The sequence below is a fragment of the Acinetobacter sp. AOR01_HL genome (genome assembly GCF_027855455.1).
In the GTDB taxonomy this organism is placed as follows: domain Bacteria; phylum Pseudomonadota; class Gammaproteobacteria; order Pseudomonadales; family Moraxellaceae; genus Acinetobacter; species Acinetobacter baumannii.
On sequence record NZ_JAKTIM010000055.1, the window covers coordinates 1 to 14,686 of the forward strand.

Here is a 14,686-nt window from a genome sequence, read left to right on the forward strand (position 1 = left end):
AACAATTCAACAAAATCAATAAAATTATATTTTAATTTAAATTCTGTTCCCTCAATTTCTCTGCGTATACATGTCATAAGTAAGTTCATATTTTCAATACAGTCATGTGAAAACAATTCCTCATCTTTAATTTTGTTATAAATATTTTCCGCAAACATGAGATACTGTGGCATTTCAGCAGCTCCTCATTTTTATAAAGTATTTTTCTTAAGGTAGTCCTATTATAACAATGTTGCAACAAGAAATTTTCCATTTTTAGTTTAAGGAATTTTTTAAAATTATAAAGACGATTAGATTCAATAAATTAGCACGAATAAAAGCTAGGGAAGTTTGATTTTTCTAATGAGCTTTGAAATTGATTATTGTGTTTAAATCATCAATTTAAAAAAGCTTGCCTAGTAGGCAAGCTCCCCCTTTTTGATATTTGCGCTGATCAACAAGGTTTAGTGTTACCTACAGCAACACACTGATAATACTGAAATATTTAAAAATAAAAAAGCCCACTTCCTATTTTTATTCAGAAATGGGCTTAGCGAAAAAAAACGCTTAGACCTGAAATAGGAAATATCTATTCGGAAATATTTCCAACTACATATTGGCATAATATTTAAGCACTAGCAATAGGGATTGAATTAAAAATATCAAATATTCATATTTAAATAGATAAAGTTTTATTTTTAGCCTACATAATTTTTTTACTTATCAAGAGTTATAAAGAATATGTGCCCATCAATAGGTAATACTTAATAAGGTCTTATGTGTAGTAACCATTAGGCTCTAGAGACTAAGAACTCAAACTGACTAAAAATAAAAAAATAATTAATTTTCAATATTAATGATCATATACTGCAAAGTTATGTATATTCCAACTTCTCCATTGTTGAGTGCCTCATATAAGTCTTCATCAACGAAATCTCCAGATTCATCATATAGCCATTTATGAATTTGAATAATTTGTATATTCCCTTTTTTGTCTATTCTTGCTATTGGGTCTATTACGGAACGAACTATCACCTTCTTCTTCGTCTCAACATCAAGCAATGTGATAATTGTCATTTTAAAATCCTTATAAATATCCTGTATAACAACTACGCTCAATCAATAAAGATTTTTATATTTAAATTACTCAAATAGCAATCTTTTCAATCTAAAAAATAAATAAAAAACACTTTAATAGTATGTGCCTATTAGAAAAGGTACCTTAAATATTCTACTAGCAATAAAAAACCGCTTTAAGGGCGGTTCATATTATTCATCAATCTGATCATGCAGTTTTTTGATAAACTCTATAAGCTTTTCTTTACTTGCATCATTAATTGCAACTAAACCAGTACTTGCTGCATTATTTAAAACCGCTACTGTTATATCGCTTTTCGCTTTGATTTTCGCACTTTCAACCACCGCATCATATTCAATATTATTCATTACCATTTGTTAGTTTCTCATTTTATAAAGTGAGAGACATTAATAATATGAAATCAGCAACTATTCAAGCACCTACTTAAGATCATCAGGCGTTTCCAAATAACACCCGTTTTTATTACAGAAAGCATGAATGTCGTTTAAGTATTCGGTTAATTGAACTGTACTTGCGTCTGTAGTGCTCATTAGCTCACATAGGCCACTTGCTACATCTTGGTAGAGAGGATGCTTAGAATCTTTCAACTCTCTTACAGCCTTGAATGTTTTCTTGTATTGGCCAACGTCATCGCAATCATAGATTTTTGCTAAGAAGTTTTTCTTAAAGAACAGATGCTCGTAATCTTTATCTTTACCTTGACGTTTAGCCCATTGATTAAGCCACATCCAGTACAAACGGTTTTGAGCCTTCGAACGATCTTTCTCTTGTGGTGCGATCAATACAACTAACGGCTTCCCTTCATTCGCTGCCTTAGCATGATTCACATTAAGAAAGTTAGTTACTGGTGAAATGTCGCAATAAAAAACCACCCGTGGGTGGCTTGATTTTTTTTGATAAATTAATCAACAGCTCAAAAATGGGTAACTGTCAGATCGAGTTTGGACTACAACACTTTAGCTCATCGATTTACCAAAGCGCTAATCTTCACACTATTGTTTAAAATCCAGTAATCAAACTGTGATGCTAAAACTTTTAAATTCCCCTTTTTAAGCTGCTTAGGCTATTTTAACCAAAGTTCATCTTCTTGCATGATTTTTAACATTAAATTAAATATAACCAGTAGAGTAACATTTTTTTTATTATGGCCAACAACTCTTTGAAAACTAAATTTAACTGTTCTCTCAAGCACTTCCAGATTGACTGGATAATTCTGTTTGTCTAAATTTAGGTGATCTCCAATAATTGGCTCTATACCAGCAATAAAATTAGCAATTTGTTGCTCATCATCTTTCTTTATGCATTGAAAATGTAGAAAGTTTTTACGTAATTTTCCAAATAATAATAATACCTTAAGTGCATTGACCACGTTCAACTCTTTAGGTATATCTTTCCCCTTATCATGTTGGTTATGCAAATCAAGGAGAGGAATTATTTCATCAGAACGTTTCAGTTTCTTAGCTTTGTCGTAAAGCTCATCAAACCAACCCCCATCTAAATTTTTATTACTAACATATTTCGTTTTTAAATTAAAATTTTTGGGGTCCATCCATTTAGTGCTCATAAATTGACATCGCTGCATCCATTCTTGTGCTTGAATATCTTCGCTTGAACGGCCATCTCTTAAACTTATCAAACGTTGAAAAGGCGTCAGAGTACTCTTCTCGATACTAAACTTCTTTTCTTGTCGACCAGCAATCATAACTGGCTGTGTTTGCTGATAAGAGTTAAACCATTTCTGCTGCTGAGTATAACGATTTAAGTTTATGTACTCTGTACTTGAATTCACTGGACCAAAACACTGTTCTAGGACTTTTTTTGAAATGATACACGGCGAATTGTAAATTCGATCGACTGCTAATAAATCCAAAACATGAAGATAATTTGAAGCCGTTTGTTCAATACTGCTATGCCCCATCCAAGAGGCAAGCACCTGCCATTTATGTTGAATAATCTCTTCATGAGCACGTGCTTTAACACCAAACAATAAATCACGCATCTTTTTTGCTTTTACCCAAGGACAATCTGTATATGTTTTAATCATTTCTTTTGAGCCCAGCAAAGTTATTGCTAGATAGTTAGCAGCACTGTGGCGCAACGTATGAAAACTAAAGCCATGATGCATACCTAATATTTGGTTAAACAACTCTACTGTAATTTTGCTGATACATTGATCAGTTAATACACGATGATTAACACTAAAAAGTAGATCATCCTGCTGATTAAACAAATATTGTTCATAACGATGTTGTATGTAATGTTGTACTACTAAAAACTCATGTTCTGACAAGGCAATTTTCAATGGTATTTGACGATTTGCACTTTGCGTTTTCAGACGGCGATATGAATTGTTCTGAATATGAAGCGTGATATTATTAAAAGCTGTATTTTCTTTTTCTTTATAAAGTAACTCTGGGCAAATAATATCTTGTATTTTAAGACAACGAACTTCATTTAATCGGAGTCCAGTTCTATAACTCAGTAAATACATCAGCTTTAAACAACTCAGATGATCGACCCACTCTGATGCCGTTGGCTCTTGACTTAAATGTTCTAGTTTTTCCAATAGCTTGCCAAATAACAAAGGGCTTACTAGGCGTGCATTGCAAATTTGTAAATGTTTAAAACTTGAATTCTGTAACACCAATACCTCTGGTGCATTAAAATTATCTATACAAAATTGATGAAAATCTTTTAGGCGACCAAAACGGTATTCTGCTGTTTGGTGCATCTTACGAGAGGTTTTTCCTTTAACAGCTTCACGTTGAGTTGCTTGTGCATCTCGTTCACTGCTATATTTCAACAACTGTCGATATAAATCTTCATAATCATCAATGGATTGTTGCTTTAAATCCAATTTATTAAGCCAAATTTCAAATATAAATTCTTTAGCAAATGATCCTAAGTAGCTTTCAATAGTTGATAATTGAAGCCCTCTTTTTTTTAAATGCACTAACCAGTGAATTAAGCGTAATTGGGCTTCAATTAAAGACTTTTCTTCCGTATTTGCATCACGCATCTTCTCCTCTAACACCCTTCTGATTTCTTGCCAAAAACGTAGCGTGCGTTCTTCTTTATTCCTCTTTTTATCTAAGCGCTCAACTTTTTGACCTTTACGTTTCTTTTGATCAAACAACATCAACTCATACGGAATCGTTTGTAATTTGCTTTGAGCTGTCAGAACTTCAGGATGTAACTGCTCTTGTTCAAAATGAATAGGGCTATTCTCTAGTTCCATGACTTGATTACGTTCATTACTCCATAGCAATCTAAATTCGGATGGCCGTAAGGCGACAGTATTAATCTCTTGCTGAAGTACATTACTTAAAAATATATCTAGGCTAAGGTTTGGATTAAATTCAAGTACCATTTGCACATCATTAAATGCACGAAATCCACGGCGTTTAATTTGATATTGCAGATAGCCCAAACTTTTGTTTCGTCCCATGCGACTCAAGCTTTCCAGAATACAATCTTCAATTGATTGTTGCAGACGATATTCTTTATGAGTAGCTTTCAACTTTTTTAAATATTGCAAGATGAACTGAGCATATGAGTTAAAAAAAACATGCTTCCATTGGTACAACTTTCTCTGTTCTACATCGTTGCCATATTGAGAGTTTTCAACACGATAATGTAGTAACAATGGATTAGTGATTTTTTTGTAGTCCGAATGGTATAACCGAAAACAATTCAGATCTGTACCAAGCTCAACGGCCTCCTGCAATTGCTGCTGAATAGCAACCAGATGCTGTTCATCTGCACAGCCTGAAATATATATAAAACTTAAGCATAAATCCCCCCACAAATATTTAGGGTCATCCCAATATCCAAGTGAATCTTTCCAATATGCTTTCAAAGCGTTGAGTACCTGGGCATGTAACTGCCCTTGTTTTAACCGTGACTCCGTACTCTCAATTTTTCTAGGCAGTACGATCCGTTTAGTATGTGGATTTAGCCTAATTCTGTATGATTTTTTATCTACATTCTGGTTGAATTGCCTTCTTCTTTTATTAAATTCATCTTCAGTAAATTGCATCAGTTTAGATTGTTCATCTCGGCTCAATTTTTGACTCAAACAATCAATACTATCTTTAATGTCATGCCATTTTTCGGCGATCTGCTGATCAAGTTTTTGCTGCATGTCTTGCGTCAATACTTCAGGTAAAGAAGGCTGTCTTTCTTGCGACTTTTTCACCAATTTCTGAATATCAACAAATAGACCGTCTAGTTGTGGTTTTATTAGTTCTTTGATTTTTTGCATACAACTATTTTCGCTCTAAGTGTTTAATCGATAAAGATTTGACATTATCTTGCAATTGCTGGCGGGCTTGCTGTACATAGACATTCGGAATAAGTGAAGAATACGGATGAAAAGCCTCTCGGTCACGTTGGTCATGACCATAAAGAGCCTGAATTAAATGGAATGCTAAAGCAGTTTTTTTTTCTTCTTTTTCTTCTGCATACATCAAAAAATTCATATCAAAATGACGTAACCAATTCGAATACATATTCTTTGGAAAGATTCCTTCCATATATAAATTTACCCAGTTTCGAGATAAAGGGATTAACTTAACTTTCCTGCTCTGCCACTCTTTGACAGTTATCGGCAAGATATCTTTACTATCAATGACCTTTCCGAATAAGTCATTGAGCGCAATTTTTTTCTTTGCAAATACTTGTTTTAAAAGTGGGCTATACAGTTCAATTATTTGTTTTAAAAATACAGTGTAATTTTGCAGTGCTTTTAAGAAGAAATCGGATAGCGGGATAAATCGTCCATCCTTTCTTACCTTGCTATTCTTTTTATCGTTTACATATAGAATTTTAAGCTCAAAACAATAATCTTCCAAATTCCCCAACAGATTTTTATTAGGCCGTCTGGCCATGCTTAGCAAGCTAACATGCCACATCCAACACGCGTATGCATTCAATTGATTAATGATATGTTGATCTTTTTGAATATTTTCTTGGCAATGTCTATGTAAAAAAGCAAATTGCTCTTTCACAAAACTGGGTTCAAGTGCCAGTTGACTCCCTACCCTCCCTTTAGATGCAGATTGCACTTTGAATTGTTGTTGTAATATTTTGAGTTCAGCCGTGTCTTCTGTAAGTTCCTTAGAATGTGGTGTAAGTGCTGATTCTAAAAAAGCTAAATAGCTGCTATCAAGCTGAGCTTTGGGAAGTCCTCCGTAATAAATACCTGGCACATCATGCTTGATATCCCGCCTCGCAATCACATGAGTAAGATATTCATTATAGGTTTCATAATATATATGAAAATATAATTGGGCCTGAAGTTTTTCAACGGTGATAGTACCCACAAACTGATTAGCAAACCACTTCTTAAGTTCGGAATTAATATCTCCTGAAGAGATCTTTGGATTCGATGCTTGTTCTATGTAGTCAAACCATGCCGCCGGTAGATGTAGTTGGTGAGTCATCTCTTCATTCCAACGCACAGGCTTTAAACTCTTAATTTTCTGCTCGGTAACTTTCAAATTTAAATTAAGTAAATATTCCCGTCGTTTTCTTGAACCATTCTGGATCAAAACACCATCTTGTATGAGCTCGTTAAAATCCATCAGTGCTATGGGAGATAATCCAGTCAAAAGTGACAATAAACATGCGGCAGCGATTGCAGCATTATCCCAGTCCGCATTTAACTCAGTTCTCAACACATAAACAATTTGCTTCAGTACATCTGGTGCTAAATAATGAGGATTTGTAATAAATGGCACATGACGGCGTTGGCGATGCCGCGTGTAATACGCAGTATAATCACTAATTAAATGATTAAAATTTTTAGTTTTTTCATCTTCTGAGTATAATTCTACTTCAATGTCCAATAACTCAATTTCACCATCTTCATCTTTGTGAAGAGAGGCATCATAAAAACTGATCTTTGCGTTATGTCCGATATCTTCATACTTACCAGATTTTATTTCACGAAATTTTTTGAGTTCAATTTTAGTTGGCCATTTCAAAACTTTGCTTTTTTTTGACTTACGCTGACGATGAACAACACGACGATCATCAAGTCTTTTAAAAATTATTAATAGAGCCGATAAATACTCTATGACTTGTACTTTTTTGAAATTTTTAATATTAAAAAGTTGATTACGATCCTCTTTTTTCAAATTACGTTCGTACGTGACATAACAATTTAGCAGCTTACTACATTCATGAAATAATTCAGCATTATTAGAATCCAGCACATATCGTGAGACATAGCGTAGGAGGTCACAAACATGTTTTTGCTTATTCTCAGCTTTAGCAATTTTTGCAAATTCTTGATACTGCCGATATGTTAAAAAACTCGCTTGTAGAATCAAATAACGTTGCGATGACAGCTCTTGTGTATTACTAGTATCTGGACATGCAAAATAACTTAAAGAAGCTAGAAAATAATATTTACCTAATTGTCTAGAGCTAGATATATAGCCATATATCTGTTGCGCTTCCTTATATAGAGCGTGGGCTTTTTCACGTAAATCATCTGATAGATCGACAAATTGTGTATTCACAACATCATCATGTAATAGACAATAATCTTGTTTAAATTTTTCTGCTAAATCTAAGAATTGCTCTTCTGTTTTAATCTTTGGCATATTCGCTTTCGCTTAATTTTTTATCAAATTGCATTGGTTAAATTCATTACGATCTGAACAATTTTGTAAAAGTTGATCTTTGATTGGACTTTTTGTCAGCTTAAAAAATCTAGCAAAAAATTTAGCATCTAGCTCTTTCTGAGCTTTTCTCTCAAAGCATAAGTGTTGCTGTGATTTTTCGATAAAATCATCAAGATTATGTATCAACTGTAAGATTGCAACATAATTAGAATGTACACGTAAGCATGGCTCCGTTTGCATTAATAGCAATATTTTTTGCCAAATTTTCACATAGATTATTTTGAACTTTGCTTGTACTACTACTTTCTGACTCTGTTTAATCTTTTTGATTTTCAGTAGTTCTGAGTTAATTTTTACTATCTTAAATTGAACATTTTGTCGCTCAAAGCAAAAGGGCATGATAAATTGCCCCATAAATATCTCTATATTTTTTACTAAGTAGTCAAATTTTAACATTTTTATCGATATAAAAAATGAGCATATCTTTTTATATGAAAATACATTTAATCTATCAACTAAATTTTCTCAAAATTACAATTATCAACAAATACATATGGTTTACTTATCATGGGTCGCCTAAATTTTAAAAATTCTTCCACTTTTTTTTAGTTTTCTGTTATTACATGAAACAATACCGTTGTATTACATTTTGAAATGCTTTGTATGCAGCATTGATCAAAAAGATTCTCTGCTATACTTACTTCACGTGTAGCATCAATGGAGTTTCGAATTGCTCAGAACCACTGAACAGAAAAAAATATATTCAAGCGACACGTGTGCAAAACTATCAAGCCAGCCTAAAGCTTGAAGGCATTACAACGACAGCTCAAACAACTCAACAAAGTAAAGCTGAAATCTTGCAAAAATATAAGAAGTATTCGCAACCCGAAACGTTAGTCAGGTACATGTATGGGGAAATGGGTGACAGCCTGTATTGTTACCCTGGCACAAATATCCTAAAGAACAAACTCAATATTCGTGATGAACAAATTTTAGAACAAGCTGAACTAGCACTGTCTGGATTGGCAAGTAACTTAATTGAATATGCTGAACCACCTTACGACTTACAATACTTAAAAATTAATTCATGCGCAGCTCTCTGGCGACTTATACGACTGGGCAGGAAAGTTAAGACAAATCGTATTTCCAAAGGTGACACCCGTTTTTGTAATTTTTTCCCGTATTGAAATTGAAACCAATAAATTACTTAAATCAATTCAAGAAAAAAAAGTACTTTCAAGGCTTAGCACCGCAACAACTAATTCCTCAACTTGCCGACTTGTATTGTGAGCTTAATGTCATACACCCATTCCGTGAAGGTAATGGACGTACACAACGGATTTTCTTTGAGCATCTGATTGCTCATTGTGGTTATGGTATTGATTGGTCTCGCATTGACTCTCAACAACAATGGATTCAAGCCAATATTGAAGGTTTTTATGGTAATTTAAATCCATTAATTCAGATTTTTGAAATATGCTTTATTCAAAATACCTAAAATTTAAGTAGTCAGAGCCCACAATCCTTAATGAGCCATCATCTTTGCTTCAATCCACTGATTAATTTCCCAAATAAACCAACAAACACGATTCTTAAAAATCTTAATACTCTTCGGGTAATTTAGGATCGTAATATGCAGATTACTTATCCAGAATTGAATAGATCGTTAACTTAGATAGACCTTTAAGCAATGTAACTTGCCGCATTTTTATCAACATATGTCTCAAAAAAGTTCGCCTATACATAAATTTATGGTGTTTAGTGATTAATCAATGTCTGATGACCTGAATGGATGTTACAGATTACATGCAAGTGAATTGATCTATGGCTATTTTATGGCTTTTGTGTAATCCAATCCATTTGATCCGAATGTTCTCTTTTGCAATAAAGCAGCCTCTTCTGCTTTTCTTGAACCAACGAACAATGCCATTGATTTGATTCAATTGGCAACGGTGATGCTGAATCACATCTCCAAAGAAGGGATTAAATGCAAGAAATGTGGTAAGTAAAAATAGGGGATGGAAGTTATTATCCGTCTAATTGGAACCAGCCCATGAGTGGAGATCAGTTGAGTAAGTATCATTTTAAGTGAATAAGAGAAGGATGGCTCACCTCACTTCTCCAAATAACAACGCTATACTTTTCAACCCAGGTTAGATATTGGCAACTACATTTCATTCTTCATCATGCTGGTCTTATAGCATGTAGACAATCACTACATCATTTGCATTCAATGCTCAATACAGCCTGTCAGCAGAACCGCAGCGATATTTTTTCCTGCATACATGTAGTGTTTAAATCCATTCATTTTTCAATGATCCCCTACCGTTTATCACATTTATGGTCAATCTTTAACCTTGTGAAAAATGCACATACCGATATCTTCAAACTGTCAAATTTATGGATACATGACATTTAAAGAAATTATCCGATCAATTTTTTAGATAAAACTCATCAAGAAAAAAGTTATTATTATTCATAACTTCACTAACAACCACATAAAAACAATAATTTAATAAATTATTCTTCCAATTTTTTTAGATTTAGTGTTATTACCCTAAATCCATGCTTAGCTCATTCTATTACATAAATGATTTAGAAGTATCCACGATATAAATTGCTTGCCCCCACACCTCTGCCCCTCTCATGCCCAAAAAATTTACACTAAAAGGCAGATTAAGCCCGTACGAGTTACATATCGCCGCATGCTATGTTGAAAGCATTTAAGAAAAAATCCTCAATATTTATAAGATTTTTAAAATATGAACTACTTTTCGAAGAACCCTTTCTAAGTAATGTGACCAAAAAGGAAAAATGAAAATACTGTGATTTCCTTATCAACAATCAGTCAAAGTACATCCTGATGAATTTCTGTAACCGATACCCAAGGACCAAACCTACCTTCCGAAGTGCTGTGCAACAAAGCCCTCCTCAACCACACTATAGCTATAAATTAATTCCATTATTTTGTGGTTTAATTAAATTATTAAAGTTTAAGACCCAATTTAATGGATTTATATTTCACTAAACCCGAAGAAGTCGTGACGCTTTTAGGTGAGCGTTTACGTAAGCAACGACTCTTTTTGGAGATGTCTCAAGCTGAGGTTGCAGCACGCGCTGGTGTCGGCGTGAATACGGTTTCGAATCTTGAAGCGGCACGAAATGTATCTGTTGAAAATTTAGTCCGTATTGCAATGGTCTTGGGTCGATTAAACAAACTTCAGGAGCTGTTTCAACCTCAGCTTAACAGTGTAAAAGATATTCTACGCTATGAAAGTCAAAGTAAGCACCAGCGTATTAAGAGGAAGGGATAATGCTCAACAGTCTTAATGTTTATTACAATGGTTGGGGCGAATCATGGTTATGGGGAACGCTGATTAGTTCAACAGCCACCACAGGTAGACCCACTATTGCTTTTGAATATAGTCCAGAAGCAATACAGCGAGGTGTTCAGCTCTCTTCTTATTTACTCCCTTTAAAAGGTCTACCACTGAGACAGGGTTTTCCTACTTATCAAATGGGATTACCTGGTCCAGTCTATGATGCTTTGCCGGATGGTTGGGGCATGTTATTAATGGATCGATATTTTCGAAAAATTGGACTGCATCCGGCACGAATCAGCCCTTTGGAACGTCTAACTTATATTAGCACCCATGCAATGGGTGCTCTCTCCTTTGAACCCTGTGTCGCAGAGATGCAAACTTCAGAGAATATTCCCCTGCCGCAATTGGCACAGGAAGTCCAAGAAGTCCTCAAAGGAGAAGGTGGCGAATTTTTTACAACATTTGCTGGTCATGGGTGGCTCCCCCCAAGGTGCCAGATCCAAAGCATTGGTTTACCGAAATCCTGTCAATTTTGAGTTTTCGACGCAAGCTTCTGATCAAAATGAAGCCTGGCTGATTAAGTTTCCTGCTCAGCAAGAGTATCCTGAAGTCTGCGCCATTGAAGCCGTCTATGCAAAATGTTTGCGACTTTGTGCAATCGAGACTCCAGACACCCATTTTTTTAATTTGCCCAATGGTTTAATGGCTTTTGCTTCTAAACGATTCGACCGTCAAAATGGCATGCGGATTCCAATGCAGAGTTTGGCTGCATATACCGGAGCAGACTATAAAGTTCCAGGTAGCCTAGACTATCGCAATTTTCTTCGGGCAACCTTGATGTGTACGCAAGATGTGCGGAAAGGCTGCATACTTTTAAACGTGCTGTGTTTAATGTACTTTTCAATAATCGGGATGACCATACCAAGAATTTTTCTTTTCTCATGGCAAAAAATGGTCAATGGAAATTGGCTCCAGCCTATGATGTGACCTTCTGTGAAGGTCCAGGTGGTTATCATCAAATGGACATTATGGGAGAAGCGCTCAATATTTCTCGAAATGACATACATAAACTCGGTACTTCAGAAGCGAATCTGACTACTCTAGAAGTCGATGAGATCATCTTGGCCATGCATGAAATTGCACTTCAATTTAGTCAAATTGCGCAACGCCTGTATCCTCATCAAATTCGAGAATCTACCCTAGAGATGATTCAATCACGAATTCAACAAAATATTGATTTTTTAACTGAAACCTAAGCGTAAATATAAACTAAGCGCCAACCATCAACTTATAGTTAGTCGCTACATAATCTGTAGAACCTGTGAATTAGCTCGCTTTATAATCACGAATATTAGATGGATCACCGCCAAGATACGTTCTGCAAGCGTGAAATCACTACATCCAGATCGAAAATCGCTAAGAAAAAACTATCACCAAAAAAAAGGTCTGCACTATGGATAGATACAGACCAAACTCTGGATAACTACCAGCACGAGAAATATGTCGCAATTTTGCATAGACATGAATTTGATAAAATCAGCCCAGAAAGCCAGAAATTCATAAAAACTATTTCATCAATCCCCTATAACTTAATCACGTTCATGGTCGATCTTAAATCTTGCGAAAAGTACTCATGCTGACCTAGCCAAACTGTAAAACTCATGTATTCATAGCCTTTAAATGAATCTTTCAATCGTTATATTTAAGGTAAAAACTAGTAATCAGAAGTTATTATCATCCCCATATAAAACAAACATCAGATTAAAAATAATAACTTTGTAAATTATTTATTCCATTTTTTTTATATTTAGTGTTATCTTTCCTAACTTCATCTGGGAGAGTTGAGTTTGATCATAGACCATTCGATAGCCTGCTTGTTGCATTTCTGCGATCAAATTCCGTTGGTCTATCCGTTCTCCCCCTTGATCTTTCGGCAGAAATTGACGCTTACCCCCGCCTAGAATCACATCAACCCCATCTTTTAATTTGACGTTATAACGCTGATAGATATCACCTTGCGAACTTGGTACTAATTGGGATGCTATGTCATTTTCAGCATCACGATGACAAATATGAGCATAAGTCGATGCTGGTGTAGCATGCGTAATGCGAGTTGTTGTGACTACCCCTGTACCCCAACCTCGTGCTTTGGCCAATTCGAGTAAAGTTTGGGTGTCTTGCTTATTTTGGATCTGAGGATTGGTTCCACATTGATGATTTCCGGTCTGATTTGGTTCTACTGCAATTGTTCCAGTCTGCATGGATATCACTTCATTTTTCATTTTTACACCTGTCATATAGGCACCCATCGATGGTGCGCTATCTGTAACCTGTGCAACTTCTGAGAAAGTACGAACAAATGCTGACTCTGGCAGTTGATCTATTGGCAGTTGGCAATCTTCACCAACAGCATAAATTCGTACAGCTGTTAGTGTCGTGATACCCATTCCATCTCCCAAGAAAAAAACCACACGTTGAGGCTGTTTTGATGGTTGTACTGAAGTAGAAGTTGATTGAACTAAAGCAGGACTTTGACAGCCCGTCAAAATAACTGTGCCCAAACTACACCATGCCAAACTTATTAATTTTTTATTAAATTTTTTCTTATGCCAAAGGCTTTGTTGCACAAACCTATCTCTAAAGGCTTATTCCACAATATAATTTTGAGATGAATAAGCCTACACCTAAAATCTACCGTACAACCAATTGGCCCACATACAACCGAGCTCTCATTAATCGTGGGAATATTGCCATTTGGTTTGATCCCAAAACACAATGGTATGCTCAACCAAAAAGCCAACATGGTCGAAATCAAACTTATTCCGATACAGCCATCCAATGCTGCTTAATGATTAAATCCATATTTCGTCTTTCTCTACGCATGGTCACTGGCTTTGTACAAAGCCTGATTAAACTTTGCGGATTAGATTGGACAGCGCCAGACTATACGACGCTTTGCAGAAGACAAAAACATATTGATATTGCGATTAGCTACCAAAAAAGTAGCAATGGTCTACATCTACTCGTAGATTCAACTGGTTTAAAGTTTTTGGGCGAAGGTGAATGGAAACGGAAGAAACATCAGCCTGAATATCGTCGACAATGGCGTAAGCTTCACATTGGTATAGATGCTGAAACGCTGCAAATACGTGCAGTTCAGCTCACAACGAACAATATCAGTGATTCACAGGTGCTCGGTGATTTACTTGGTCAAATACCACTTGATGAGCGAGTAGATTCTGTCTATACCGATGGAGCCTATGACACTAAATGCTGCAGACGAGTGATCTCAGATCGTCAAGCATATGCGGTGATTCCGCCAAGAAAAAATGCGAAACCGTGGAAAGATACAAAAGTTCATTCGCAAGAGAGAAATGAATTACTAAAAACAGTTAAGCGTCTAGGAAGAGCCCTTTGGAAAAAGTGGTCTGGTTATCATCGGCGAAGTTTGGTCGAAACCAAGATGCATTGCATCAAATTATTAGGCGATAAACTCTACTCAAGGAATTTTGACAGCCAAGTGAATGAGATCCATGCACGTGTAGCCGTATTAAATAAATTTACAGAATTAGGCAGACCTCATACCCAAGTTGTAACCTAAATTTTAGCAACTTAGGAAAACTTTACCTTCAAAGGCTTTATGCAACAAAGCC

The 14,686-nt window shown here is 35.3% G+C and carries 8 protein-coding genes and 6 pseudogenes; 6 read left to right on the forward strand and 8 right to left on the reverse strand.

The genetic code is table 11. The features are described 5' to 3' along the window. From MKL62_RS19655 to MKL62_RS17470, 7 genes and pseudogenes are all read right to left on the reverse strand, one after another. A pseudogene (locus MKL62_RS19655) lies at positions 1-173 on the reverse strand (hypothetical protein); the annotation flags it as partial. A gap of 646 nt (positions 174-819) precedes the next feature. Beyond that, positions 820-1,056: a hypothetical protein gene (locus MKL62_RS17445; protein ID WP_000152659.1), complete on the reverse strand. Its 237-nt coding sequence runs from the start codon at positions 1,054-1,056 to the stop codon at positions 820-822. Between the two features lie 192 nt (positions 1,057-1,248). Continuing rightward, entirely contained in the window at positions 1,249-1,431 is a 183-nt protein-coding gene (locus MKL62_RS17450) for a hypothetical protein (RefSeq protein ID WP_004795942.1), read from the reverse strand. 66 nt (positions 1,432-1,497) lie between these two features. After that, entirely contained in the window at positions 1,498-1,950 is a 453-nt protein-coding gene (locus MKL62_RS17455) for a NinB/YbcN family protein (RefSeq protein WP_005071567.1), read from the reverse strand. Between the two features lie 191 nt (positions 1,951-2,141). After that, positions 2,142-5,342, reverse strand: coding sequence for a tyrosine-type recombinase/integrase (locus tag MKL62_RS17460; RefSeq protein WP_005130151.1), 3,201 nt, complete (start codon positions 5,340-5,342; stop codon positions 2,142-2,144). Between the two features lie 4 nt (positions 5,343-5,346). Next, entirely contained in the window at positions 5,347-7,689 is a 2,343-nt protein-coding gene (locus MKL62_RS17465) for a hypothetical protein (protein WP_005130152.1), read from the reverse strand. 12 nt (positions 7,690-7,701) lie between these two features. Beyond that, the gene (locus MKL62_RS17470; RefSeq protein ID WP_170318196.1) at positions 7,702-8,166 is read right to left on the reverse strand and encodes a hypothetical protein; all 465 of its coding nucleotides are present in this window, start codon (positions 8,164-8,166) and stop codon (positions 7,702-7,704) included. Positions 8,167-8,440: 274 nt separating this feature from the next. Between MKL62_RS17470 and MKL62_RS17475 the strand changes: the two are divergent. From MKL62_RS17475 to MKL62_RS17490, 5 genes and pseudogenes are all read left to right on the forward strand, one after another. Further along, positions 8,441-8,603: pseudogene (locus tag MKL62_RS17475) on the forward strand (YhfG family protein); the annotation flags it as partial. A 12-nt stretch (positions 8,604-8,615) separates the two neighbouring features. Continuing rightward, a pseudogene (locus tag MKL62_RS17480) lies at positions 8,616-9,208 on the forward strand (putative adenosine monophosphate-protein transferase Fic). Positions 9,209-9,545: 337 nt separating this feature from the next. After that, positions 9,546-9,802 (forward strand): annotated as a pseudogene (locus MKL62_RS19615) (hypothetical protein). 916 nt (positions 9,803-10,718) lie between these two features. Then, positions 10,719-11,024 carry a helix-turn-helix domain-containing protein gene (locus MKL62_RS17485; RefSeq protein WP_005130167.1) on the forward strand — a complete coding sequence of 102 codons (306 nt, stop codon included), beginning with the start codon at positions 10,719-10,721 and terminating at the stop codon, positions 11,022-11,024. After that, positions 11,024-12,289 (forward strand): annotated as a pseudogene (locus MKL62_RS17490) (type II toxin-antitoxin system HipA family toxin). The gene MKL62_RS17485 and the pseudogene MKL62_RS17490 overlap by 1 nt, the downstream one beginning before the upstream one ends. Before the next feature lie 561 nt (positions 12,290-12,850). On the opposite strand, the pseudogene MKL62_RS17495 reads toward MKL62_RS17490, so the two are convergent. Continuing rightward, positions 12,851-13,480, reverse strand: a pseudogene (locus MKL62_RS17495) (alkaline phosphatase); the annotation flags it as partial. A gap of 221 nt (positions 13,481-13,701) precedes the next feature. Between MKL62_RS17495 and MKL62_RS17500 the strand changes: the two are divergent. After that, positions 13,702-14,634, forward strand: a complete 933-nt coding sequence (locus MKL62_RS17500; RefSeq protein WP_001040033.1) for an IS5 family transposase — start codon at positions 13,702-13,704, stop codon at positions 14,632-14,634. Positions 14,635-14,686: the final 52 nt, after the last annotated feature.